This is a genomic window from Allonocardiopsis opalescens, from assembly GCF_003002095.1.
Taxonomy (GTDB): domain Bacteria; phylum Actinomycetota; class Actinomycetes; order Streptosporangiales; family Streptosporangiaceae; genus Allonocardiopsis; species Allonocardiopsis opalescens.
This window is the reverse complement of sequence record NZ_PVZC01000008.1, coordinates 181,134-205,718: the sequence shown is the minus strand read 5'-3', so window position 1 is coordinate 205,718 and position 24,585 is coordinate 181,134. Positions and strand designations below refer to the sequence as shown.

At 74.4% G+C, this 24,585-nt stretch carries 22 protein-coding genes; 8 read left to right on the top strand and 14 right to left on the bottom strand.

Annotated elements, in window-relative coordinates; genetic code table 11:
- Positions 1 to 11: 11 nt before the first annotated feature.
- Both CLV72_RS24665 and CLV72_RS24660 read right to left on the bottom strand, forming a co-directional pair.
- Positions 12 to 1,721, bottom strand: coding sequence for an HAD-IIIA family hydrolase (locus CLV72_RS24665; RefSeq protein ID WP_342755689.1), 1,710 nt, complete (start codon positions 1,719 to 1,721; stop codon positions 12 to 14).
- 7 nt (positions 1,722 to 1,728) lie between these two features.
- On the bottom strand, positions 1,729 to 3,387 hold the full coding sequence (locus CLV72_RS24660; protein WP_106250863.1) for a carbamoyltransferase family protein: 1,659 nt from the start codon (positions 3,385 to 3,387) through the stop codon (positions 1,729 to 1,731).
- Positions 3,388 to 3,708: 321 nt separating this feature from the next.
- Between CLV72_RS24660 and CLV72_RS24655 the strand changes: the two genes are divergently transcribed.
- From CLV72_RS24655 to CLV72_RS24640, 4 genes are all read left to right on the top strand, one after another.
- Positions 3,709 to 3,945 (top strand): DUF6158 family protein, encoded by a 237-nt coding sequence (locus CLV72_RS24655; RefSeq protein ID WP_245930418.1) that lies wholly within the window; start codon positions 3,709 to 3,711, stop codon positions 3,943 to 3,945.
- 475 nt (positions 3,946 to 4,420) lie between these two features.
- Positions 4,421 to 5,029, top strand: coding sequence for a hypothetical protein (locus CLV72_RS24650; protein ID WP_211303104.1), 609 nt, complete (start codon positions 4,421 to 4,423; stop codon positions 5,027 to 5,029).
- A 252-nt stretch (positions 5,030 to 5,281) separates the two neighbouring features.
- Positions 5,282 to 5,497 carry a hypothetical protein gene (locus CLV72_RS32940; protein WP_211303103.1) on the top strand — a complete coding sequence of 72 codons (216 nt, stop codon included), beginning with the start codon at positions 5,282 to 5,284 and terminating at the stop codon, positions 5,495 to 5,497.
- 551 nt (positions 5,498 to 6,048) lie between these two features.
- Positions 6,049 to 6,420 (top strand): SH3 domain-containing protein, encoded by a 372-nt coding sequence (locus tag CLV72_RS24640; protein ID WP_106250861.1) that lies wholly within the window; start codon positions 6,049 to 6,051, stop codon positions 6,418 to 6,420.
- Positions 6,421 to 6,571: 151 nt separating this feature from the next.
- Here CLV72_RS24640 and CLV72_RS24635 read toward each other — a convergent pair whose 3' ends face one another.
- From CLV72_RS24635 to CLV72_RS24595, 9 genes are all read right to left on the bottom strand, one after another.
- Positions 6,572 to 7,768, bottom strand: a complete 1,197-nt coding sequence (locus CLV72_RS24635) for a CaiB/BaiF CoA transferase family protein (protein ID WP_106250860.1) — start codon at positions 7,766 to 7,768, stop codon at positions 6,572 to 6,574.
- A gap of 130 nt (positions 7,769 to 7,898) precedes the next feature.
- Positions 7,899 to 8,336 (bottom strand): hypothetical protein, encoded by a 438-nt coding sequence (locus tag CLV72_RS24630; RefSeq protein ID WP_146159550.1) that lies wholly within the window; start codon positions 8,334 to 8,336, stop codon positions 7,899 to 7,901.
- 117 nt (positions 8,337 to 8,453) lie between these two features.
- The gene (locus CLV72_RS24625; protein WP_106250856.1) at positions 8,454 to 9,413 is read right to left on the bottom strand and encodes a DUF389 domain-containing protein; all 960 of its coding nucleotides are present in this window, start codon (positions 9,411 to 9,413) and stop codon (positions 8,454 to 8,456) included.
- Positions 9,414 to 9,536: 123 nt separating this feature from the next.
- Positions 9,537 to 10,181, bottom strand: a complete 645-nt coding sequence (locus tag CLV72_RS24620) for a class F sortase (RefSeq protein ID WP_211303102.1) — start codon at positions 10,179 to 10,181, stop codon at positions 9,537 to 9,539.
- 2 nt (positions 10,182 to 10,183) lie between these two features.
- The gene (locus CLV72_RS32380) at positions 10,184 to 10,966 is read right to left on the bottom strand and encodes a hypothetical protein (protein ID WP_106250853.1); all 783 of its coding nucleotides are present in this window, start codon (positions 10,964 to 10,966) and stop codon (positions 10,184 to 10,186) included.
- Positions 10,967 to 11,179: 213 nt separating this feature from the next.
- The gene (locus CLV72_RS24610; protein WP_106250850.1) at positions 11,180 to 11,845 is read right to left on the bottom strand and encodes a response regulator transcription factor; all 666 of its coding nucleotides are present in this window, start codon (positions 11,843 to 11,845) and stop codon (positions 11,180 to 11,182) included.
- Positions 11,842 to 13,263 carry a sensor histidine kinase gene (locus CLV72_RS24605; RefSeq protein WP_211303101.1) on the bottom strand — a complete coding sequence of 474 codons (1,422 nt, stop codon included), beginning with the start codon at positions 13,261 to 13,263 and terminating at the stop codon, positions 11,842 to 11,844. Before CLV72_RS24605 ends, CLV72_RS24610 begins: the two co-directional genes overlap by 4 nt.
- 20 nt (positions 13,264 to 13,283) lie before the next feature.
- The gene (locus tag CLV72_RS24600; protein ID WP_146159549.1) at positions 13,284 to 13,583 is read right to left on the bottom strand and encodes a hypothetical protein; all 300 of its coding nucleotides are present in this window, start codon (positions 13,581 to 13,583) and stop codon (positions 13,284 to 13,286) included.
- 96 nt (positions 13,584 to 13,679) lie between these two features.
- Positions 13,680 to 14,411 (bottom strand): IclR family transcriptional regulator, encoded by a 732-nt coding sequence (locus CLV72_RS24595; RefSeq protein ID WP_170141097.1) that lies wholly within the window; start codon positions 14,409 to 14,411, stop codon positions 13,680 to 13,682.
- Between the two features lie 339 nt (positions 14,412 to 14,750).
- Here CLV72_RS24595 and CLV72_RS24590 point away from each other — a divergent pair, with 339 nt between their 5' ends.
- Entirely contained in the window at positions 14,751 to 19,073 is a 4,323-nt protein-coding gene (locus CLV72_RS24590; RefSeq protein ID WP_211303100.1) for a GH92 family glycosyl hydrolase, read from the top strand.
- A gap of 28 nt (positions 19,074 to 19,101) precedes the next feature.
- Here CLV72_RS24590 and CLV72_RS32935 read toward each other — a convergent pair whose 3' ends face one another.
- The 3 genes from CLV72_RS32935 to CLV72_RS24580 are packed head-to-tail and all read right to left on the bottom strand — an operon-like array spanning position 19,102 to position 20,250.
- Positions 19,102 to 19,335, bottom strand: coding sequence for a DUF1801 domain-containing protein (locus CLV72_RS32935; RefSeq protein ID WP_211303099.1), 234 nt, complete (start codon positions 19,333 to 19,335; stop codon positions 19,102 to 19,104).
- Between the two features lie 3 nt (positions 19,336 to 19,338).
- Positions 19,339 to 19,470 carry a hypothetical protein gene (locus tag CLV72_RS33720; protein ID WP_281262435.1) on the bottom strand — a complete coding sequence of 44 codons (132 nt, stop codon included), beginning with the start codon at positions 19,468 to 19,470 and terminating at the stop codon, positions 19,339 to 19,341.
- A gap of 39 nt (positions 19,471 to 19,509) precedes the next feature.
- On the bottom strand, positions 19,510 to 20,250 hold the full coding sequence (locus CLV72_RS24580) for an RDD family protein (protein WP_106250840.1): 741 nt from the start codon (positions 20,248 to 20,250) through the stop codon (positions 19,510 to 19,512).
- A gap of 210 nt (positions 20,251 to 20,460) precedes the next feature.
- On the opposite strand from CLV72_RS24580, the gene CLV72_RS24575 reads away from it, so the two are divergent.
- Genes CLV72_RS24575 through CLV72_RS24565 form a run of 3 tightly spaced genes read left to right on the top strand, consistent with a single transcriptional unit; the run spans position 20,461 to position 24,570 of the window.
- Positions 20,461 to 21,597, top strand: coding sequence for an Ldh family oxidoreductase (locus CLV72_RS24575; RefSeq protein ID WP_170141096.1), 1,137 nt, complete (start codon positions 20,461 to 20,463; stop codon positions 21,595 to 21,597).
- A gap of 59 nt (positions 21,598 to 21,656) precedes the next feature.
- A complete protein-coding gene (locus CLV72_RS24570; RefSeq protein ID WP_211303098.1) occupies positions 21,657 to 23,060 on the top strand; it encodes an MFS transporter in 1,404 nt (467 codons plus the stop codon).
- Between the two features lie 34 nt (positions 23,061 to 23,094).
- Entirely contained in the window at positions 23,095 to 24,570 is a 1,476-nt protein-coding gene (locus CLV72_RS24565) for a mannitol dehydrogenase family protein (protein ID WP_106250835.1), read from the top strand.
- The last annotated feature ends 15 nt before the right edge of the window (positions 24,571 to 24,585 follow it).

Genomic DNA, 24,585 nt, shown 5'->3' with positions numbered 1-24,585 from the left:
CGGGGTCACCGTCACCGCTCCCACCCCCGCAGCGCCCGCTCGACGGCGTCGGCGAGGTCGGCGGCGACCTCGGGCGCGGTGTCGGTCTCCTCGGCCCGGGTGACCTCGTTGGGCACCAGGATGGCGCGGGCCCCGGCGGCCAGGGCCGCGCCCACGTCCCCGCCGGTGTCGCCGATGACCACGCACTCTGCGGCCGGCACCCCGAGGGCGTCGGCGGCCGAGCGGATCATGCCCGGGTGCGGCTTGCGGCAGGCGCAGCCGTCGCCCTCGCCGTGCGCGCAGACCCGCCACACGTCGAAGGGGCCCAGCAGCTCCTCGATCCGGGCGTTGACGGCGTCGACCTGTTCGCGGGTGATCAGCCCGCGCGCCACGCCCGACTGGTTGGTGACCACGCCGACCGGCACCCCGAGCCCGCGCAGCCGGTCCAGCGCGGTGCGCGCGCCGGGCACCGGCTCGACCAGCACGGGGTCCCCGTTGTAGGGCACGTCGTAGACGAGGGTGCCGTCGCGGTCGAAGAGCACGGCGGCGGGTCCGCCGGCCGGCCCGGCGCGCTCGGCGGCGGGCAGCGGGCGGGGCAGCGCAGGCTGGACACCGCGGTGGCGCCACTCCCCGGCCAGCCGGTGCGCGCAGGCCAGCGGCGGGATCAGCACGCTGGTCAGCGCCATCGCGCCGATCTCGGCCGGGGTCTTGGGGCCGGGTGCGACCCGCGCCCAGACGAACTCGGCCGTCAGGCCGGCCCAGGTGAGCGCGGCCGCGCCGGCGGGCACCGCCCAGCGGCGTCGGCCGCGGCGGACGCCCAGCGCGGTGCCGCCCAGCAGCAGCGCGAGGCCGAGCGCGGTGGTGGCGGCGGCGTGCCGGCCCAGCCGCCCGTGCGGCTCGCCGACCCGGCCCCGCCAGCCGGGGCCGTGCCTGCGCCGCATCAGCGCGTCGTCGGCATTGCCGCGCTGGGAGCGCAGGCTGGTGGCCCAGTCGCCGCCGCGCGACGGGTGCACGGTGACGCGCTCGCCGAGCCGCAGCCGGTAGCCGGCGTCCCACAGCCGCAGCGCCAGGTCGGTGTCCTCGCGGTAGGCGCGGCGGAAGCGCTCGTCGAAGCCACCCACGGCGGCCAGCGCGGTGCGCCGGACGGCCATGTCGGCGGTGATCCAGTGCGCGTCGGCCAGGGCCAGGGTGGCGCGCTCGGCGTCGGTGGGGGCGCGGTCGGCGGGCTCGGGCACCACGATGCGGCCCTGCGAACCGGCGACGTCGCCGTCGGTGCCGCCCCGGCCGCTCAGGCCGTCCAGGTCGGCGGCGAGCGCGCGGCCCCAGCCGGGGGCGGGCACCACGTCGTCGTCGAGGAAGGCCACCCAGGTGGAGCGGGCGGCCCGCCAGCCGGTGTTGCGGGCCGCGGCCGGGCCGCGGCCGCCCGACCGCAGGATGCGCACGACCGTCTTGACGTCGGTGTCCTCGCTGTCGTCCTGCTCGACGTCGACATCAAGCGGTTCGGCGGGATCGGGCCGGTCGTCGACGACGAGGATCTCCCGGGGCGCGTGCCCGTCGGGGGCGGCGGGCCCCAGCAGGGCGGCCAGCGTCTCGCCGAGGCTGGCGCGGCCCACGGTCGGGATCACCACGGTGTAGTCGGTGGGCGGCGGCTGCGGGCCGTTGGGCGGACCGGGGACTTCGGCGGCCTCCACCTCGCTGGAGGGCGCGCCGGTGCGCGGGTCGCGGAGTTCGGCTCTCGGCACGCCCGCCTCACCTCGCGAACAGCGCGGCGCGCCGCACCGTGAAGGGGCCGATCGCGAGCAGGTCGACGGGGGCGGAGCCGAAGCACTCCAGCGCGTCGGCGGGTGAGTCCACCATGGGTCTGCCGGCCGTGTTCAGGCTGGTGTTGACGACGACGGGCAGGCCGGTGCGGGCGCTGAAGCGGTCGAGCAGCCGGGCCGTCAGCGGGTCGTCGGCCGCGTCGACGGTCTGCACCCGGGCGGTGCCGTCGACGTGGGTGACGGCGGGCAGCCGGTCGCGCCACTCGGGCAGCACATCGTGGACGAAGAGCATGTAGGGGCTGGGCAGCGGTCCGCGCCCGAAGATCTCGGCGGCCCGCCCGGCGGAGACCATCGGCGCCACCGGGCGGAACTGCTCGCGGCCCTTCACGTCGTTGAGCCGCTCGACATTGGCGGCGTTGCCGGGGTGGGCCAGCAGGGAGCGGTGGCCGAGCGCGCGGGGCCCGAACTCCGAGCGGCCCTGGAACCAGGCGACGACGCGGTCGTCGGCCAGGGCGCGGGCGACGGTGTCGGCCAGGTCGGCGGGGCGCTCGTAGGGGACGGCGGCGGTGGCCAGCACGGACTCGATCTCGTCATCGGTCCAGCCGCGGCCCAAATCGGCGCCGGTCATCGGGGCGACCGGCTCGCCGGCCAGCCAGGACAGGTGCAGCGCGCCGCCCAGCGCGGTGCCGGCGTCGCCGGACGCGGGCTGGACCCACACCCGCTCGAAGGGCCCCTCGGCTTGCAGGCGGCTGTTGGCGACGCAGTTCAGCGCGACGCCGCCCGCCATGGTGAGCAGCGGCTCCCCGGTCTCGGCGTGCAGGGCGCGGACCAGTTCCAGCAGCACGTCCTCCAGCCGGCGCTGCACGCTGGCGGCGAGGTCGGCGTGGTCGGGGGTCCAGTCCTCGCCGGGCCTGCGGGCCTTGACCAGGGCTCCCCAGTCGATGGGCGGCGCCTCGAAGCGCAGGCCGTCCACGACGCGCACGCGCCGGGCGAGTTCGGCGGCGAAGCGGGGGGTGCCGTAGGAGGCGAGGGCCATCACCTTGTACTCGTCGCTGGAGCGGGCGAAGCCCAGGTGCTCGGTGACGTCCTCGTACATCAGGCCCAGGGAGTGCGGCAGTTGCTGCTCGGCCAGCACCTCCAGCCGCCCGCCGCGGTACCGTCCGGCCAGGTAGGAGGTCGCCTCGCCGCGGCCGTCGGCCACCAGGACGGCGCTGTCGCCGACGCCCTCGCCCGGGCCGGCGGGGGCGGCGAGGCCGGCGGAGGCGGCGTGCGCGACGTGGTGGCGCACGTAGCGGACCCGGTCGGGATCGAGGCCGGGCAGGGCGGTGGCGAGGAACTGCGGGGCGCGCTGGGCGAAGAGGGTGCGCAGCCGCTCCCAGGAGGGGTCCTGCCCGGGGCCGCCGGGGCGGACCAGCGCGGGGTCGTAGGAGTAGGCGACGCCGTCCAGGTCCTCGGGGCGCAGGCCGGCCTCGTCCAGGCACCAGCGCATCGCCTGCTCGGGCAGCTCCCAGGCGGCGAAGGGCACCGGGCGCTTGCCGTGCTTGCGGCGGCTGAACCGCTCCTCCTCGGCCGCGGCCACGACTTCGCCGTCGCACACCAGTGCGGCCGCCGGGTCGTGGAAGATCGCGTTGACGCCCAGAAATCGCATGGACTCGGTCCCTCGAACGGGTGCGGTGGGTGACGTGCCCGCCAGCCTGAGCACGCGGGGCCAACTACCGTGCGAAGCGGTTCCCAAACGCCACGCCTGGAACTTCCGCCGCTGGCTGGGCTCTGCTCTAGAGAGTCGCTACTCACAGTAACGATCATGGTGCGGCGCCGACCTGCTGATTCGTCCGGCGCGTCGCCGGGCGGCGCCGCGCCGCGGGGCGGCGGCGACGGCGGGTGGCGCCCGGGATCCGGCAGGCGGGGTGAGAGCGGCCCGCGTTCGGGCATTCCAACCGCTACACCCGCGAGCCGTGAGGAGGAAGGGATGGACGTGGAGGGCATGGAGATGGGAGTGGCCCCGGGCGATCTCGGCGAGGACGAGCTGATGCGCGAGCTGCGGCACCTGCACGCGACCCGGACGGAGACCCTGCTGCACGGCTCCGACGACGCGCTGGCGCACCACACCAGGCGGACGAAGGAGCTGGAGACGGAGTACTTGCGGCGCCATCCGCAGCGGGAGGTGGATCCCGAGCGGCTGCGCTCGGGGGCGCGCGCCCGGTAGCGGGCGGCACGGATCGCGGCGGCGGGCCGGGGCGTTCCCCGGCCCGCCGCCGCGTCTGGGGGAGGAGAGGCGGTGGGGAGGCCGGGAGAACCGGAGGAACTGCGGGTTCTCGCGGTTCGTGTCCCAAGGCGCCACTGTGACCTGCGGAAACCACGCGCTGTCTCACGCCGTGTCGCAGTCGGTCCGTCGCACGGTCGTGTCCGAATCCCCGAACCGGCTACGGAGGACAAGCGGCTGATCCGCGGATGGGCACCGAAGGGCCTGTGGGTGCGTGGCCGCGCGGCTGAACCCGCCACCTGAACCGGGGCTGCCCCTCCCGCAGGGCGGGGCTGTCCGTTGGGTGGTGGGTGAGACAGAATGGGCCGGCCTGGGCACGCGACTACCACGTGGAGCACGTCGGATGAGCAGTAACGTACTGACCATGTACGCAGGGCCGAGACGGGTCGACGGCCAGGGTCAGGCGAAGGTAGCGGGCATGATCGGCTTCTCCGACGAGTCGGGGCCGGCGCCGTCGGCCGTGTACGTGGAGCGCGAACTGCCGCCGGGAGGCACCTCCGCTTACCTTGCGGCCCGGGGCGCCGGGGCCCGTTCCTTCGCCCTGTGGGCCGACGATCAACGCCGGGAGCGGGTGGCCACCGTGGTGACCCTGTCAGCTGGCGGCGGCGTCGCGAGGTTTCAGGTGCTCGGCGCGCACGGCGAGGTCATCGGCACGCTCATACGCGAGAAGGCGCTCCGCGGCAGGGGCCTGCGCACCCGCTGGACCGTGCACCAGCCCGGCGGCTTCGAAGCGGTCGGCTTCAAGGGGAGGATCGTATGGTGGTGGATGTGGTGGCTCTTGCTGCCCCTGATGACGGTCGTCCTCGTGATCAGCGTCTTCGACAGCGTCCCTGGCAACGAAGGCGGCCTCGCACGCGCACCCCGCAGCATCCGGTGGCGCGCGAACGGGCAGGTCCCGCTGGAGTTCAGGTCCAAGGGCGACAGACTGCACCTGCACGCACCCGGTGTGGACTGGCGGCTTGGGGCCGCGCTGATCGCCCTCCTGCGCAGCTTCAACGCCGACGCGTGGGACTCGGTGAAGAAGTGACCCGGGGAACGACGCTCCGGCGCGGTGCGTGCTGCGGCGGCGCGTGTCGGTGTCGCGGGGCCGCGCACCGTCGAAAGGGGTCCCATGTCTGATCAGCGGCCGGCCCGACACCCGGCGCCAAGGCCCTTGCCCGGTCCGCCCGGCGGGTACGGGCCGCCACGGTTCCAGGAGGTAAGTGCCGGGTACCGGCGTTGGGCCGGTGTCCTGCGCTGGCTCGCGATCGCCGTCGCGGGTCTCATGGTGGTCGCTTTCGTGGTCAGCATCGTCTTCCTGGTGAGGGCGGACGCGAACGTGGACGACGCCGCTTACGGCTATCTCGCGCTCTTCCTCTGGTTCGGGATCGCCGCCGCGTTCCCGGTGCTGCTGGCGCTCGGTATCCCCGCAGCCGTCATGACGCTGCGGGTACGGCGGCACAAGCGGCTGGGCCGCGACGCTGTGCACCGAGGGCCCGGAGCCGGCGGACAGTAGTCGAGCGGGCCGCGGTGCCGGCACACTCATCCCGGACGGTTCGTGCCATCCCTCGACCACCCAGTGGGGTACCCGCCTGACGCTGGTCCCAGAATCACGTCCTCCAGGACTTCCCTTGGACGTCCGAGCTGAGGTCAGGACACGAAACCTGAGACCCTGCAGAACGGAGAACGGTTCCCATGGACCGTTCGTCCGCAGGTGGTCAGAAGGCGCGGGCCGGGAATGGGTGGAAAAGTGGAATCGGTCGCATTTGTTCGGGCGGGTTCCAGCGTTTTGTTCGCCTGGTTCATCCGGTAATTCGATGCAATGTCCCGGGTGTGCGGCGTCAAAATAGCAGCTGCCACTGGAAGGTCAATAGTGACCTGGGTCACCACTATTTTAGTAGTTGCGGAAAAAGAATCACCGGCCTATCGTCCATTTCCAGGACGGACGCGGAACACGGCCGGTGGAGACGCGAAGACGCTTTCCGCCGTACGCGCGGTCGCCCGTCCCGGCGCGGACCGCCGTCCGACGGCGGTCCGCGGCCACCCCCATGTGTTCAAGGAGGAACCATGAACCCGCGTCTCCTCGCCGCCGTCGCGCTGACGGCGGCGTCGCTGCTCACCCTGGGCGCCGTCGCCGCGCCGGCCGCCGCGGCCGCCGCGCCGCACGCCCCGTGCGGAAGCCGGCCCGGCGACCACGACAGCGACACCGGCAACACCAACACCAATTCCGTGCGGATGCGCACCGGGTCGAGCACGAGCTGCAATATCCTCGGCCAGGCCCAGCGGGCCGACCGGCTGAACTACTACTGCTACACCCGTGGAAACGACGGAGCCACCTGGAGCTACGCGCGCAATGAGCGCACCGGGGTGGCCGGCTGGATCCGCGACGACCTGCTGGCCGACGGCGGCAGTTTCGTGTGGTGCCCGGAATACTCCTGACAAATCATGGCCGGTGAGCATCCCATTACCGGCCGTTCACTGAAGAACCGATCCGAATCCGCCTGAACCGGTCCGGATCCGGCTGTCCGCCGACGGGCGGTGAATTCCATATTGGCGGACCGCCCCGGGCCGTGGGCCCGGGGCGGTTCCGTCAGGCCGGCCGCACCGCGGGAAGCCCCAGCCAGGCGCGGATCTCCTCGCCGTGCTGGTCCAGGACCGGCGGCGGGCGGTGGTCGGTTCCGGTGGTCTCCGCCTCGGCGCCGTCCGCGCCGACGCCGAAGAAGCGCAGCGGCGGGCCCGGCAGCGTCACCGGGCCGAGCACCGGGTGCTCGACCTCGGCGAGCAGCCCCTGGGACCGGGTCTGCTCCCAGGTGTAGACCTCGTCCAGCGAGCGCACCCGCCCGGCCGGGACGCCCGCCTCGGCCAGCGCGGCCAGCAGCTCGGCGGCGTCGTATCCGGCGAAGGCCGCCTCCACGGCGTCGATGACCGCGTCGCGGTTGGCGACGCGCTCGGGGTTGCTGGCCATTCCCGGCGTCTCGGCGTCGATGCCGAAGGCGGCGCAGAAGCGCCGCCACAGGCCCTCGCTGCCCACCGAGATCTGCACCGCGCCGTCGCGGCAGCGGAACAGGCCGTAGGGGGCGATGGAGGGGTGGTGGTTGCCCTGGGCCCGGCCGACCTGGCCCGCCACCGTCCACCGGGTGCCCTGGAAGGCGTGCACGCCGACGATCGCCGACAGCAGCGAGGTGCGCACCACCTGGCCCCTGCCGGTGCGGCCGCGCTCCAGCAGCGCGGCCAGCACGCCGTAGGCGCCATACATGCCGGCCAGCAGGTCGCCGATGGGCACGCCGACCCGCTGCGGCTCGTCCGGACCCGGGCCCGTCAGCGACATCAGGCCCGCCTCGCCCTGGGCGATCTGGTCGTAGCCGGCACGGCCGCCCTCGGGGCCGTCGTGGCCGAAGCCGGAGATGGACAGCACCACCAGGCCGGGGTTCAGCTCCATCAGGCGGGCGGTGCCGAAGCCCAGGCGGTCCAGCACCCCGGGGCGGAAGTTCTCCAGCAGCACGTCGGCGCGGCGGACCAGCTCGGTGAGGACGGCGGCGCCGTCGTCGGACTTCAGGTCGAGCGCGATCGACTCCTTGTTGCGGTTGCACGACAGGTAGTAGGTGGAGACCGGGTCGTCCTCGGGGCCGACGAAGGGCGGGCCCCACCCGCGGGTGTCATCGCCGGTGCCCGGGGTCTCCACCTTGATGACGCGCGCGCCCAGGTCACCCAGCATCATCCCGGCGTGCGGCCCGGCGAGCGCCCGGGTCAGGTCGACCACCACCGTTCCGGCCAGCGGCTGTGCCATCTGCGATTCCGTCCCCTCGGTCCGGTCCGGGCCGACGGCGCCAGGCGGCGCCGAGGACCGCCGGTGCGGCGGCACCGGCGGTCCCTATGATCACACCGCCCCGGCGCGGCGGGCCGGGCGCCCTGGGGCCTCAGGCGGGTACGGCGGCGCGGCGCGCGGCCATGGCCCAGGTCAGCATCCACACCGTCAGGCCGAACACGGCCACGCCGAGCGGGACGTGCACGGCGACCGCGCCGGAGCCGCCGACGGCCGACTGCGCCATGCCGAGCAGCAGCAGCGCCAGGCTCGCCCAGGCCGGCCAGGGCGGGCCGCCGCCCGGCCGCCAGTACAGCACCGCCGCGACCAGCTGGACCAGGCCGAGCACGTGCACGGCGCCCGCGCCGGCGCCGTGCACCGCCCACATGCCGTCGGCACCCGACAGCAGGCCGCCGGCGGACGCCGCCTGCAGCAGCACCATCGCGGCATGCGCTCCGACGGCGACGCGGAGCGCGATCAGGAACCCGTGCCGGCGCGGCACGGGCGGGGACAGGGGCGGAGGGGGCGGCGCGGAACGCGCGGAATCCGACATGGCGGCATGGTGGCGCCCCGCCGCCGTCGCGGTCGTCCGCCGGGGAGCGCAGAGCCGGGTACGGCCCGGCGCGTAGCCGGCGGACCGGCTGGGGCGGAGCCGCCGCTCAGCGGCCGCTCAGCCGCTGCTCAGCGGGCGGCCGCCGGCGAACAGGCGGCCCTTGCGGCGGGCGTAGGCGGCGCGGACGGCCAGGACGACCGTGGCGGCGATGACGATGCCGACCAGGTTCACCAGCAGCTGGACCACCGACTGGCCGAAGCGGCTCCAGTCGCCGAGGGTGGCCGCGACCACCGCGTAGGCGGCGGCGGGCACGGTGGTGACCGAGATGAACACCCCGATCAGCGCCGTCGAGCGGGCCGACAGCACGCTGAGCATCCCGGCCGCCCCCGCCAGCAGCGCCACGATCAGCGAGAACGGGCCCACCTCGTAGATGAAGTCGACCTGGCTGTCCGCGCCCAGACCCGGCGCGTCGATCGTGATGAGCCGCGTCCACTCCAGCACCAGCACCACCACCGCCGTGACGGCCATCGCGAAGGCGAAGCCGAAGACCGCCGCCATCGACGACTGGCGCACCAGGTCCCAGCGGCGCAGCACCAGGCCGACGGAGAGCGCGGCCAGCGGCCCGAAGTCGGGGGCGACCGCCATCGCGCCGACCACCGTGACGGGGGAGTCGCTGACCACCCCGATCGCGGCGATCAGCAGCCCGAGGGTGAGGAAGGCCAGGTAGACGCCGTTGATCCGGGAGTCGTTGGCGGTGCGCGAGATCACCTCGTCCCACACCACGGCATCGTCGCCGTCACCGGGCGCCGCGCCCTTCGCCGAGTCCGCGGCGTCCGACAGCGTCGTCTCCAGCGCCTCCAGCGTGATGCCGCCGTCGCGGTCGACCCCCAGCTCTGTCAGCCGGCTCAGGGTGTCGTCGGCACACTCCCGCGCCAGGTCCGCCTCGACCACGTCGCCGTCCGGCTTCACCGCCGCGCCCGGGAACACCACCAGATGCGCCACCCCGACCTGTCCGCGCAGCATCGCCACGACCTCGTCCACCCGGTCGTGCGGCGTGATCACCCGCAGATGCAGCACTGGCACTCTCCCTCGGCCCCGGAACGCGGTCGGCTCCGCCGGCGTCGCCGGCGGAGCCAACTGTAGAGCGGCCGGGGGCCGTGTCGGGTGCTTTGCGGGGGCTTGGGCGGGGTTGGGGCGGGGTCACAGCTCCGCGAAGACGACCAGGTTGTCGCGGTAGCTGCCCTCGGAGTCGTCGAAGCTGCCGCCGCAGGTGATGAGGCGGAGTTCGGGGTCGGGGGTGAGGGCGTAGACGACGTCGTCGGGGACGGCGTCCTTGGGGTACTGCTCGGTGCGGGTGACGGTGAAGGTCACCGTCCCGCCGCCGGCCTGGTCGACGTGGATCTCGTCGCCGGGGGCGAGTTCGCGCAGGTCGAAGAAGACGGCGGGGCCCTCGAAGGAGTCGACGTGGCCGGCGATGACGGCGGGGCCGTCCTCGCCCGGCTCGGGGCCGGCGTGGTTCCAGCCGACCTCGTCGAAGCCCTCGGGGGCGATCAGGGTGCCGGCCGCGTCCAGCGACAGCGGGATCACCGGGGTGTCCACGCCGATGGCCGGGATGCGCAGCCGGACCGGGTCGCCGACGGCCTGGGCCGGGGCGTCCTCGGCGGAGGCGCCCGGCGCGGGATCGGACGCGGACGCCTCGGCGCCCGCCTGGGTGGAGCCGGCGACCGGGGCGGCACCGGAGCCGGCGGGCTCGCCGCCGCAGGCGGCGAGCGTGAGCGTGAGCGCGGCGATGGCCGCGAGAGCCAGGCCCTCGCGGCCACCGCCGTTGACGGAAGACGTCGGCACGGTCAGTTCTCCGCGCCCAGCCGTCGGCTCAGCCACAGGCCGGCGGCCAGCAGCACACCGAGCCCGCCTGCCAGACCGGCCGCCGCCCAGGCGCCGACCGCACCCGACGCCCCGCCGGCCCCGGTCTCCACCCCTCCGCTGGGGACCTGGCCGTCGTCGCCGTTGTCGTCATCGTCGTCGTCGGCGGTGGCGCCGGCGCCGGTGTCGACGCCGCCGCTGGGCACGCCGTCGTCGTCATCGTCGTCGTCCGCCGTGCCACCGCGACCGGTGTCGACACCGCCGCTGGGGACCTGGCCGTCGTCGCCGCCGTCGTCATCGTCGTCGTCGGCGGTGCCACCGCGACCCGTGTCGACGCCGCCGCTGGGGACCTGGCCGTCATCGTCGCCGCCGTCGTCGTCGTCATCGTCGTCGGCGGTGCCGCCGCGGCCGGTGTCGACGCCGCCGCTGGGGACCTGGGTGTCGTCGCCGCCACCGCCACCGGCGGGAGCCTGCCCGCCGTCGTCGGCGTCGTCATCGCCACCGCCGCCACCGCCCGGCGCCTGGCCGCCGTCGTCGGCGTCATCGTCGCCGCCGCCACCACCGTCGTCGGCGTCGTCATCGCCGCCGTCGTCGTCGTCGCCGCCGTCGTCCCCGCCGTCGTCATCGCCACCGTCGTCATCGGCGTGCGCGACGGCCGCCGGCCCGAACCCGAGGGCGGGGGCGAGGCCCGCGGCGCCGGGTCCGGCCACGGCCAGGCCGAGCACCAGCGCGAGGACCAGCATGGTCCGTCGCATCGCCAGCGTCATGGCAAACCTCCTCGTCTGTGCCTGCACTGCTATGGCTGCACTCGCGTGCGGATTCACGTGTTCCGGGATGCGTGCGCTCCGCGCCCGGGTCGCGGAGCCCGGGACCGCCGCTCGGACGGCTCCGGACACGTCAAGGCTTCAGCGCGGGCATGAGGGCTTCGTGAGCCGGACATGAGAGCGCTCTCATCACCGGCGGGGCGCGGCGGCGCGCCGTCAGTGCGCGGCGGGCATCCGGTAGCCGGCGCCGCGTACCGTCTCGATGCGGTGCGCCCCGAGCTTGCGCCGCAGGTAGCGCACGTACACGTCCACGATGTTGGAGCCGGGGTCGAAGTCCAGGCCCCACACGTGGCTGAGCAGCTGCTCGCGGCTGAGCACCTGGTCGGGGTGGCGGCAGAAGACCTCGGCGAGGGTGAACTCGCGGGCCGACAGGTCCACGGCGCGGCCGGCGACGTGGGCGCGGCGCGCCATCAGGTCGAGTGTCAGGTCGCCCACCCGCAGCGAGGTCGCCTCTGGGGTGTGCGCGGCGCGCAGCCGCAGCCGCACCCGGGCCAGCAGCTCCTCGAAGGCGAAGGGCTTGGCGATGTAGTCGTCGGCGCCGCCCTCCAGGCCCGCCACCCGGTCGGCCACGCCGCCGCGCGCCGTCAGGATGACCACGGGCAGCTCGACGCGCGCCTCGCGCAGCTGCCGCAGCACGGTGAAGCCGTCGCGCAGCGGCAGCCCGATGTCCAGGATCATCAGGTCGAAGGCGCCCGAGCGGGCGTGCTCGTAGGCGGCGACGCCGTCCTCGACGATGGTCACGGTGAAGCCGCTGGAGCGCAGGCCCTTGGCCACGAAGGACGCGATGCGGTCCTCGTCCTCGGCGACCAGGATGCGTTTCATGGCGTCTCCTCCGGTGCGGGCGGGCGGCCGCCGCCGTCGGCATCGGGACCCGGCAGGGCGAGCACGAAGCACGCCCCGCCGTCGGGGGGCGCCTCCACGTGGGTGTCGCCGCCGTGGGCGCGGGCGATGGAGCGGACGATCGCCAGGCCGAGCCCGGTGCCCTCGTGGCGGTGCTCCCCGGCCCGGACGAAGCGCTCGAAGATGCGCTCGCGATCGGCCTCGGGCACCCCGGGGCCGCTGTCGCGCACCCACAGCACGGCCTTGCCGTCCATGAGGGCGGAGCCGAACTCGATCCGGTCGCCCGGGCCGGTGTGCGCGACGGCGTTGGAGGCGAACTGCATCAGCGCCTGGGTGAGCCGCTGCTCGTCGGCGCGGATGTGCCCCTCGGCGATCTCGGCCACCCGCCAGGTGCGGTCGCCCAGCGCGCGGGCCTTGGCCGCCACGCTCACCGTCAGGTCGGCCAGCTCGACATCGCCGAGGTTGAGGAAGTCGGGGTGCCCGGCGCGGGCCAGCACCAGCAGGTCGGCGACGATCCTGCTCATCCGGTCCAGCTCCTCGGTGACCAGCGCGACGGTCTGCGCCCGCTCGGCCGGGTCGTCGCCCATCAGCTCCAGATGGCCCCGGACCACCGTGATGGGGGTGCGCAGCTCGTGGCCGGCGTCGTCGGCGAACTGGCGCTGCGCGGCGAAGGCCGCCTCCAGCCGGTCCAGCATCCGGTTGAAGGTGCGGGCAAGCTCGGCGACGTCGTCGTCACCGGTGACGTCGAGGCGGCGGCTCAGGTCGGCGGAGTCGCCGATCTGGTCGGCGGTGCGGCGCACCATCCGGATCGGGGCGAGCACCCGGCCCGCCACCAGCCAGCCCGCCACGGTGGCCAGCAGCAGGGCGCCGAAGGCGGTGATGCCCAGCACCCGGATCACCTCGTCCACCTCGCGCTGCTGGCGCTCGTGCAGGATCGCCACCACCCAGGCGCCCGCGCGCTCGTCGCCCTCGACCCGGACCGGCACCACGGCGTAGCGGACCTGCCCGGCCGGGCTGTCCAGCTCGCCGCGGAAGGGCGTCTCGCGGCCGGCCACCGCGCGCAGCAGCGCCGCGTCGACGCCCAGACCGTCGTTCTCCGGCGGCGACTGCCGGTGGATCTCCCCGTCGATGACGGCCAGGAAGACCTCGTCGCGGTCGGGCACGTTGATGGCCATGAAGCTGTCGAAGAGCTGGGCGACGTCGTCGGGGCGGCCGCCGGTGTCGGGGTCGCGCGCCGAGGCGGCGTAGTTGCGCAGCTCGGCCGCCTCATTGGCCAGCTCGGCGTTGACCTGGTCGGTCAGCCGCACCAGCAGCACCAGCCAGGTGGCGACGACCGCGACGGCGAGGGCGAGCCCGACCAGCAGCAGCATCCAGCCGACGATCCGCGCCCGGGCGCTCACCGCGGCCGGCCTGGCCTGCCTCAGTCGTCATCACCGCCGTCGTCATCGTCGTCATCGTCCACGACGGGCACCTCGGGCGGCGGCGCGATCACCGGCGGCCGCGACACCGTGACGCTCTGGGTGCGCGTCACCACAGGCGCGGGACTCGGCGCCGCCGACGGCACCGCGGAGCTGACATCGCCCACGTTCCCCGGCGGCTCCTCGATCACCACGGGCGGCCCCAGCGGATGATCGTCGGTGATGCCCTGCACGACCCACACCATGGCACCGACGGCCAGCGCGGCCGTCAGCGCCACCCCGGTTCCCCAGCGCGCGCCCATGGCCGTCACGCTAGCCGACGCGCCCGCCGCACGGGGGAGCGCGGGATGAGAATGCTCTCATCCTGCGTGGGAGGTGGGGCCGCCCGCCCCCCGCCGTCAGCTTCTCGGTGCGCCCAGGAGGGCCGAGACCTCCGCGGCGGTGGCGATCACCTGTTCGCCGCGCCACTCCGTGGTGCCGGCGGCCGGTTCGTGGACCAGGGCGGCGGCGCTGACGCCGCCTGTGACCTGGCCGGTGTGGTCGAAGACGGCGGCGCCGACGGCGCAGACGCCCAGTTCGTTCTCCTCGTGGTCCTCGGCGTAGCCCTTGCGGCGGACCTCGGCGAGTTCGGCCAGGAGGGCGGCGGGGCGCCGCAGGGTGTTGGGGGTGCGGGCCTTCATGCCGGTGCGGCGCAGTACCTCGCGGACCTGGTCGTCGGGCATGGCGGCCAGGATGGCCTTGCCGATCGAGGTGCAGTGCAGGCGCAGGTCCATGCCCACCCGGGAGGCGAGGTGGTAGGGCTTGTCGCCCTCGACCTTGGCCGCGTACACGGCCTCGTCGCCCGACAGCAGGGCCAGGTGCACGGTCCAGCCGGTGCGGCGCTGGAGGTCCTCGAGCACCGGGCGCACCCGCTGCGGGAGGTCGAGGCGCTGGAGGTAGCGCCCGGCCAGGGCGAGGATGCGTGGGCCGCCGACGTAGCTGCCCTGGCCGTCGGTCCGGGCGAAGCCGCGCTCCACCAGTGTCTGCAGGATGCGGTGCACGGTCGACTTCGGCAGGTCGGTCGCGGCCGCGATCTCCGCGATCCTGGAGTGCTCGACCAGCGCCTCCAGGATGCCGAGAGTCTTGTCCACCGCCGTGTCCTTGGCCCCACCCACCATGGGCTCAAATCTAGCCCGCCGCGTCCGGGCCGCCATGATCAGCCCCGCGTGGATCTGATGGGAACCGGTCAAAGCCTTGACAACGTTGTCAGGCTGCGTTGAGGTGGAGGTCGCGCACGCACCGTCAGGTCGGTCCCCGGCAGGGCCGCTCGTCCCGTCTCTCCCATGGTCGGTTTTTGGATCGAAAGGCCCTCGATGCGGCACCGGCGCGCCGGACGTCTCCGGCTGACATCCCTCCCGCTCCTCCCGCTTTCCCCCGCCCCGCTCCACCGGCACACCCGCCGCGCGGCCGCCGCGCTCTCGCCCCTCGCCGTGCTGACGGCGCTCGGCGTGGTGGTGCCGCTGCTGGCCCTCGCCCCGCCCGCCGCGGCCGAGCCGCTGCCCGACGGCACCGGTGCCGCGGGCCCCGCCGGGGGCACCGAGTTCGCCACCTCCTTCGAGGCCGACGAGCAGCCGCCCACCTGGACCGACACGGTCGAGACCGGGCCCGACGGCACCGAGTCGGCCGACGGCGTCAACGGCGGCGACCCCAGCCGCATCCCCGGCGACGTCTCCGACCAGGTCACCGCGGTCACCGCCAGCGACGAGAACACCGAGGGCGGCGAGGTCGCCGCCAACCTGGTCGACGCCAGCACCAGCTCCAAATGGCTGGCCTGGGAGCCCACCGGCTGGGTCACCTTCGAGTTCGCCGAGCCCGTCGCGGTCCGCCGCTACGCGCTGACCTCGGCCAATGACGCGCCCGACCGCGATCCCGCCGACTGGACCCTGTCGGGCTCCGCCGACGGGCAGCAGTGGACCGAGCTGGACGCCCGCTCCGGCGAGGAGTTCGCCGAGCGCTTCGAGACCCGCGTCTTCGACACCGGCGGCGACGACGCCTACCGCTTCTACCGGCTCGACGTCACCGCCAACGCGGGCGCCCCACTGCTCCAGCTGGCCGAACTCCAGTTCTCCGACGGCAGCGACGCCCCGCCGCCGCCCGTGATGGCCAGCCGCGTCGGCCGCGGCCCCACCGCCGGGCACACCGCCCGCCCCGGCGCCGGCTACTCGGGCCTGGCCGCCCTGCGCTACCAGGGCATCCACACCGCCGACGGCCGCGGCTACTCCTACAACCGCGTCTTCGACGTCGACATCGAGGTACAACCGGACACCGAGCTGTCCTACCTGGTCTTCCCCGAGTTCGTCACCGGCGACCTGAACTACCCGAGCACCTACGTCTCGGTCGACCTGGCCTTCACCGACGGCAGCTACCTGAGCGAGCTGGGCGCCCGCGACCACCTCGGCTACGAGCTGTCCCCGCGCGGCCAGGGCGAGTCGCACGCCCTGTACGCCGACCAGTGGAACCGCCGCTCCTCGGTGATCGGCGAGGTCGCGGCCGGCCGCACCGTCGACCGCGTCCTCATCGCCTACGACGCCCCGACCGGACCCACCAGCTTCCGCGGCTGGTTCGACGACATCCGGATCACCGGCGAGCCCGAGCGGCCGGAGTACGGCAGCCTCACCGACTACGTGTCGACCACCCGGGGCACCCACTCCACCGGCGGCTTCTCGCGCGGCAACAACTTCCCGGCCACCGCCGTGCCGCACGGCTTCAACTTCTGGACGCCGGTCACCGACGCGGGTTCCACCAGCTGGCTCTACAGCTACCACCGCGACAACAACGAGCAGAACCGGCCGGAGCTGCAGGCCTTCTCGGTCAGCCACGAGCCCAGCCCGTGGATGGGCGACCGGCAGACCTTCCAGGTGATGCCCTCGGACGCCGCCGGGGAGCCCGACCCCGACCGGGAGGCCCGCGCCCTCTCCTTCGACCACGCGAACGAGACGGCCCGCCCGCACCACTACGGGGTGGAGTTCGACAACGGCATCCGCACCGACATCGCGCCCACCGACCACGCCGCCCTGTTCCGCTTCACCTTCACCGGCGACACCGGCACCCTGCTGTTCGACAACGTCAACGACCAGGGCGGACTCAGCCTCGACCCCGAGTCCGGCGTGGTCACCGGCTACTCCGACGTGCGCAGCGGCCTGTCGGCCGGTGCCACCCGGCTATTCGTCTACGCCGAACTCGACCGGCCCGTCACCGCGAGCGGCATGCTGCCGGAGTCCGGCCGCGAGAACGTCACCGGCTACCTGCGGCTGGACACCGGCGCGGAGCGCACCGTCAACATGCGCATCGCCACCTCGCTGATCAGCGTGGACCAGGCGCGGCGCAATCTGGAGCAGGAGATCGCCCCCGGCGACACCTTCGAGTCGGTGCGCGACCGTGCCCAGGCCGCCTGGGAGGACACCCTCGACGTGATCGAGGTGGAGGGGGCCAGCGAGGACCAGCTGGTCACGCTCTACTCCAACCTGTACCGGCTGTTCCTGTATCCCAACTCAGGCCACGAGAACACCGGCACGGTCGAGGACCCGGTGCACCGCTACGCCAGCCCCGTCTCCGAACCCGTCGGCGAGGACACCCCCACCGAGACCGGCGCCCGGATCGTCGACGGCGAGATCTACGTCAACAACGGCTTCTGGGACACCTACCGCACCACCTGGCCCGCCTACGCCCTGCTCACCCCGGAGCGGGCCGGGCGGATGATCGACGGCTTCGTGCAGCAGTACCGCGACGGCGGCTGGATCTCGCGCTGGTCCTCGCCCGGCTACGCCAACCTGATGGTCGGCACCAGCTCCGACGTCGCCTTCGCCGACGCCTTCCTCAAGGGCGTCGACAACTTCGACCTGGAGGCCGCCTACGACGCCGCCGTGCGCAACGCCACCGTCACCCCGCCCGACGACAGCGTCGGCCGCAAGGGCCTGGCTAGTTCGATCTTCCTCGGCTACACCCCGACCAGCACCCCCGAGGGCATGTCCTGGGCGCTGGAGGGCTACATCAACGACTTCGGCATCGCCAACATGGCGCGGGAGCTGTACGAGCGGGCCGAGCCCGGCGACCCGCGCCGCGAGGAGTACCTGACCGACTACGAGTACTTCACCAACCGCGCCCAGAACTACGTGAACATGTTCGACCCTTCCGTCGGCTTCTTCCAGGGCCGCGACGCCGACGGGAACTGGCGGCGCAGCCCCGAGGAGTACGACCCGAGGGTCTGGGGCCACGACTACACCGAGACCAACGGCTGGAACATGGCCTTCACCGTGCCGCAGGACGGCCGCGGCCTGGCCAATCTCTACGGCGGCGCCGACGGGCTCGGCGCGCGGCTGGACGAGTTCTTCGCCACCCCCGAGACCGCCACCTTCCCCGGCTCCTACAACGGGGTGATCCACGAGATGCTGGAGGCCCGCGACGTGCGGATGGGGCAGCTCGGGCACAGCAACCAGCCGTCCCACCACATCCCGTACATGTACACCTTCGCCGGGCAGCCGCACCGCACCCAGGAGATCGTCCGCGAGCTGCTGGCCCGCACCTACAGCGGCAGCGAGATCGGCCAGGGCTACGCCGGCGACGAGGACAACGGTGAGATGTCGGCCTGGTACATATTCAGCGCGCTCGGCCTGTACCCGCTGCAGATGGGCAGCCCGGAGTACGCGATCGGCTCGCCGCTGTTCACCCGCGCCACCGTGCACCTGGAGAACGGCGCCGATCTGGTCATCGAGGCGCCCGGCAACAGCGCCGAGAACGTCTACGTGCAGGGCGTGCGCGTCAACGGGGCCGAGCACACCAGCACCTCGCTGCCGCACGAGCTGATCGCCGAGGGCGGTGTCATCGAGTTCGACATGGGGCCCGAGCCCTCCGACTGGGGCACCGGCGCCGACGCCGCCCCGCCGTCCCTCACCGAGGGCGACGCGCCGCCGAGCCCGATGCGCGACATCACCGCCGACGGCACCACCACCGCGGCCGAGGCCGACGGAACCGAGGTGGACGCGGCGCCCCTGGTCGACGACCGCTCCACCACCGACGCCGCCTTCGCCGGCCCCGCCTTCACCGTCACCCACCAGGCCGGCGACCGGGCCGAACGGCCCGAGTACTACACGCTCACCTCCGGCGAGGCCGAGGGCGACCCGGCGTCCTGGCGGCTGCACGGCTCCTACGACGGCACCACCTGGTCCGTCATCGACGAGCGGAGCGGGGAGGAGTTCCGCTGGCGCCGCCAGACCCGCCCCTTCCGGATCGAGGCGCCGGGCCGCTACACCCACTACCGGCTGGAGGTCACCGCCGCCTCCGGCGAGACGGCCGCGCTGTCGGAGTTCGAACTGCTGGCGGCGCCGCAAACCGCGTGCACCGAGACCGTCACCGGCGCGCACCGCGGCGCCCTCACCGTGGCGGAGGGAGTGACCTGTCTGGACGCCGCGCAGGTCAGCGGCGCCGTCCGGGTGGAGCCGGGCGCCTCGCTGCGGGTCGAGGGCGGCGCCCTGCGCGGCACCCTCACCGCCGAGGGCGCGGCCGAGATCGTGCTCACCGGCGCGGAGCTCACCGGCGGCGTCCGCCTGTCCGGCGGCACCGGCCCGGTCGCCCTGGAGGGCAACCGGATCACCGGCCCGGTCCGGCTCACCGGCAACACCGGCGGCCCCACCACCGTCGCCGCCAACACCATCGACGGCGGCCTGAGCTGCTCCGGCAACGAGCCCGAACCGGTCGGCAACGGCTTCCCCAACACCGGGCGCGGCGCCCGCGAGGGGCAGTGCGCGGAGCTGTAGCCGGCGGCGCGACGGGCACCGGGTCCGGTCAGCAGACCGGGCCCGGTCCGGCCGCCGCGGTGGCGCGCAGCAGTTCGCGGAGGAGGTCGAAGTCGATCTGCTCCGGCCGGCGGAAGCGCAGGCAGCCCTTGCCCGTGTCATGGCCGGCGAGGCGGTCGGCGCAGGCGTCGCGGACCTCGGTGCGCAGCAGGTAGAAGGAGATGTAGCGCTTCTGGGCGGCGAAGGCGATCTCGCCGACTCCGTTCCGCTCGTAGGCGGGCATGCCCTAGGCCATGACCTCGGTGAAGCCGGGGAGTTCCACGCGGCACAGCTCGCGGAGGCGGCTCAGCGCCGCGCGGCGCTCCTCGGGGACCTCGGCGAGGTAGCCGTCGACGTCCGCGGCCGTGCTCCGCACCATGCTCGGAGTGTAGGCGGGCGAGGGCGCCGGCCACCGCACTCAGTGCCGGGGCTGCTTGGGCACGTTCACCACCCAGGTGTTGCTCGCAAGGTCGTGCAGGGTGCGGCGGTCCGGGCTGTTGCTCATCATGACGATGATGACGATCAGGTAGATCCAGCCGAAGAGGGAGAGGACCACGTACACCAGCCAGCGCAGCGTGGCCCAGCCCAGGCCGGGCGGGCGGCCGGTGCGCACGGACAGCACCCGGGTCCCGACGATCTTCTTGCCGAGCGTGCGGCCGGTGAGCCCGGTGGGCAGCGCCCAGTACAGCCACTGGGAGAGCAGGCCGACGCCCAGCATCAGGTAGCCGAGCACCCAGTCCGGCACCGGGCCTTCCAGCGGCTGGAGCACGGCGACGGCCGCCATGACGGACGCGAGGAACGCGGCGACGCCGACGAAGGAGTCGATGACGGCCCCGCCGAAGCGCTCGCCCATACCGGCGGGGTACGGGCCGGGACGCCGGCCCCAGCCGGGCTGCGCGGGCGGCGGCGCGGGGGCGCCGTACGCCGGAGCGGGCTGGGTGTGCCATCCGGCCCCGGGCCGCGGAGGAGCTCCGCTCCAGCCCGGCGCCTCGGCACCCGCGTAGGGCGGCGCGGTGTTCCAGCCGGGCGGCGGAGCGTCGGCCTGAGGGTAGGGCGGCGCGGCGTTCCAGCCGGAGGCGGGCGGCCCGGCCTGCGGGTCGGGTGGTGCGGCGTCCCGGCCCTGGGCGGGCCTGGGCGGGTCGGCGGAGTGGTCGTACACGGCGGTGGCTCCCTGGGCGGCGGCGGTGGGGGTGCTGCGCCGATTCTACGGCTGGAACGACCGCCGGTATTCGCATACCGGCCACCTTTCGGTGAGTTCATTCGCCTTATGGCTATTCGGCGATCAATTGGCGTGACTCTCTTCACAGTGCGGGCATCTCATGGCACCATCAAGGCCGTCAATGGAACAGCGTTCCGTCGTACGGAACGAATGGGGGTAGCAGTGCGCGAGGACGCCGAGACGGGCCGAGGGACGGTGCCGGCCGGGGCGGCCGGTCCGTCAGGGGCCGGTCCGGCCGCCGGTGCGGCCGGAGAGCCCGTCCACACGGTGCCCGCCGGTGAGCTGCGCGCTCTGGCCGCCGAGGTGCTGCGGGCCGAGGGCGCGTCACCGGCCGACGCCGAACTCGTGGCCGCGGCGCTGGTCGAGGCGAACCTGATCGGCCACGACTCCCACGGCGTGCGCCGGCTGCCGCCCTACGTGGCGGCGGTGCGGCGCGGCGAGGTCGACCCCCGCGCCGTGCCGGAGGTGCTGTCCCGCCACGGCGCCACCGTGACGATCGCGGGCAACCGGGCCTTCGGGCAGGTCGCGGCGGCGATGGCCGTGCGCGAGCTGGCCGACGCCGCCGCCCGGCACGGTGTGGCGGTCGCGGTGATCCGCGACTGCACCCACATCGGGCGGCTCGGCGAGTACGTCGAGACGCTGGCCCGCGAGGGCCACGTCGCGATGGCCCTGTGCAATGTGGACCCCACCGTCGCCCCCTTCGGCGGGCGGGACCGCCGGATGGGCACCAACCCGATGGCCTGGGCGCTGCCCCGGGCCGGCGGGCCGCCGGTCGTGGTCGACTGGGCCACCTCCGCCGTCGCCGAGGGCAAGCTCGCGCTCGCCCTCGCACGCGGCGAGCGGGTCGGCCCCGGCCTGGTCGTCGACCCCGACGGCCGCCCCACCACCGACCCCGCCGACTTCTACCGGGGCGGCGCACTGCTGCCCTTCGCCGGGCACAAGGGCTACGGCCTCAGCATCGTGATCGAGGTGATCGGCGGCCTGCTGACCGGTACCGGGATCTCCGCGCTGCCCGACTACCAGGGCACCAGCGGCACCGTGCTGCTGGCGCTGGACGTGGCGCCGTTCGTGCCGCCGGAGGAGTTCCGCGAGCAGGTCGCCCGCTACTGCGAGCTGCTGCGCGCCACTCCGCCGGCCGAAGGGCACCGCGAGGTGCTGGTCCCCGGCGACCTGGAGGAGCGGGCCCGCCGCGAGCGCGCCCGCGACGGCATCCCGCTGCCGGCCGCCACCTGGTCGGAGCTGCGCGCACTGCTGGCCGAGCCCGCACCGGGAGGTGACGCCGGCTGACCCGTGCGGCCCCGCCCGCACCCCGCCCATGGTTTCGGGGGAGAACAGGAGCACCCGAGGTGAGTGACAACGATCCCGCCGGCACGGACGGCGCCCCGAGCGCCGCCGTCCCGCCCACCAGCCCGGCCGAACTGCGCCGCGTCGTCGTGGCGTCCCTGGTCGGTACGGCGCTGGAGTGGTACGACTTCTTCATCTACGGCACCGCCGCCGCGCTGGTGTTCAACCAGATCTTCTTCACCGACGCCGACCCCGCCGTCGGCACCCTCGTCGCCTTCGCCACCTTCGGCGTCGGCTTCGTCTTCCGCCCGCTGGGCGGCTTCCTCTTCGGCCACCTCGGCGACCGCATCGGCCGCCGCTCGACCCTCGTCCTCACCACCCTGGTGATGGGCATCTCCACCGGCCTGATCGGGCTGCTGCCCACCTATTCCCAGATCGGGCTGCTCGCCCCCGTGCTGCTCACCCTGCTGCGCGTCTGCCAGGGCCTGGGCGCGGGCGCGGAGTTCGGCGGCGCCTCCACCCTGCTGTCGGAGCACGCCCCCGCCGGACGGCGCGGCTTCTTCGGCTCCTTCGCGCAGACGGGCGTGCAGATCGGGCTGGTGCTCGGCACGATCGCCTTCCTGCTGGTGGAGCTGCTGCCCGAGGAGGCGATGCTGACCTGGGGCTGGCGGGTGCCGTTCCTGATCAGCTTCGCCCTGATCATCGTCTCGCTGTACCTGCGGCTGCGGGTGGCGGAGTCGCCGGTCTTCCTCAACGTCGTGCGCAAGCGCACCACCGTGCGGCTGCCGATGGTGCAGGCGCTGCGCAGCTACCCGCGCAGCTTCCTGGTCGGCATCGGCGCGCACATCTGCGACACCGCGGTCGTCTACATCTACGCCACCTTCAGCGTCGCCTACATCACCGGCACGCTGGAGCAGCCCCGCTGGGTGGCGCTGACGGGCGTGATCATCTTCGGGCTGGTGGTCATCGCGCTGCAACCGGTCTACGGCGCACTGTCGGACCGGATCGGGCGGCGGCCGATCAACCTGTTCAGCGTGGTGTTCACCGGCCTGTTCGCCTTCCCGTTCTTCATGCTGCTGGACACCGGTAACCCCGTCGTCATCTGGCTGGCGCTGGTCATCGCCACCTCGATCGGGCTGGCGCCGATGATCGCGGTGCAGCCGGTGTTCTACGCCGAGCTGTTCGGCGCGGGCGTGCGCTACACCGGCTTCGCCGCCTCCCGCGAGATCGGCGCGGCCATCGCCGGCTTCTCGCCGCTGGTGGCGGCCGCGCTGCTGGAGCAGGCCGGCGGAGAGCCCTGGCCGGTCGCACTCTGGATGATCGCCACCGCGGTCGTCTCCCTGGTCGCCTTCCTGTACTCGCGGGAGACGCGCCAGATCGACATCGCCGCACTGGAGGCGTCGCACGAGGGCCTGGTCGCCGGCCGGCGCGCCGACGGCACGGCGGCCGCGGCCGCCGACGGCTGAGCCCACCCACGCCGACCGGAAGGACCGACGCCCGATGACCGCCGCACCGCGACTCGACCGCCGCACGCTGGCCGCGACCCACCCGTGGGTGGCGCGCTCGCTGCCGCGCCCCGACGTCGGCGTGGGGATCGTGCACCTGGGCGCCGGCGCCTTCCACCGGGCGCACCAGGCCGTGTTCACCCAGCTGGCCATGGAGGCCGAGCCGGGCGACTGGGCCATCTGCGCGGTCTCGCCGCGCGGGCGCGGCACCGTCGAGCGGCTGCGCAGGCAGGACGGGCTGTTCACGGTGCTGGAGCGGCACCGGGGCGAGGACCAGGTGCGGCTGGTCGGCGCGGTCCGCGACGCGCTGGCCGCCCGCGACGAGCCCGAGCGGCTGGACGCGCTGATCGCGGCACCGAGCACGCACGTCGTCACGCTGACCGTCACCGAGGCCGGCTACCGGCACGACCCGGCCACCGGGCGGCTCGCCGGCGACGACCCCGACACCGCCGCCGACCTGGCCGGGCGCCCGCCGCACACGGCGCTCGGCCAGCTGGTGTCGGGGCTGCTGGCCCGCAGCCGGGGAGAGGGCGCGCCGCTGACGGTGGTGTGCTGCGACAACCTCCCCGACAACGGCCGGCTGCTGCGGCGACTGGTGGCCGACTACTGCGCGCGGCTGCCGCCGGGCACCGGCGGGCCGCTGGACGCCTGGATCGGCGCGTCGGTGCGCTTCCCGTCCACCGTGGTCGACCAGATCGTGCCCGCGACCACCCCGCGCGACCTCGCGGCCGTCGCCGACGCGATCCAGCTCACCGACGAGGCGGCCGTGGTGGCCGAGCCGCACCGGCGCTGGATCATCGAGGACGACTTCGCCGGTCCGCGCCCCGCCTGGGACGCCGTGGGGGTGGAGCTGGTCGACGCGATCGGGCCGCACCAGGCGGCCAAGCTGCGGCTGGTCAACGGCGGCCACTCCGCGCTGGCCTACCTCGGCACCCTGCTGGGCCTGCGCACGGTGGCGGAGGCGGCCTGCCATCCCGCCCTCCGCCGCTACCTGCGCGCGCTGCTCATCGGGGAGCTGGGCGCCGGCCTGCGCCCGCTGGGCACCGAGCCGGCCGCACACCAGGTGGACGCGCTGCTGGACCGCTTCGCCAACCCCAGGATCGAGCACCGGCTGGCCCAGATCGCCGCCGACGGGCCGGTCAAGCTGCCGCAGCGGCTGCTGGAACCCGGGCGGGAGCTGCTGGCCGCCGGGCAGGAGCCGCGGCTGCTCGCGGTGGCGCTCGCCGCCTGGGTGCGGCTGCTGCACGCCCGCCCCGAGCTGCTGGGGGAGCCCGACGCGCGCACCGCGGCCATCTGCCGCGAGGTGGCCGGACTCGACGGCCCGCACGCGGTCGTCGACGCGGTCGCCCGCCGCGTCCCCGGCCTCGGGCCGGACGGCAGCGGCGCCGACCTGCGCGGCCTGGTGGCCGAGGCGCTGGCCCGGCTGGCGGCCGACGGGCCGCTGGCCACGCTGGAGGCCGCCGCCGACTGAGGCGGGCGGCGGGGA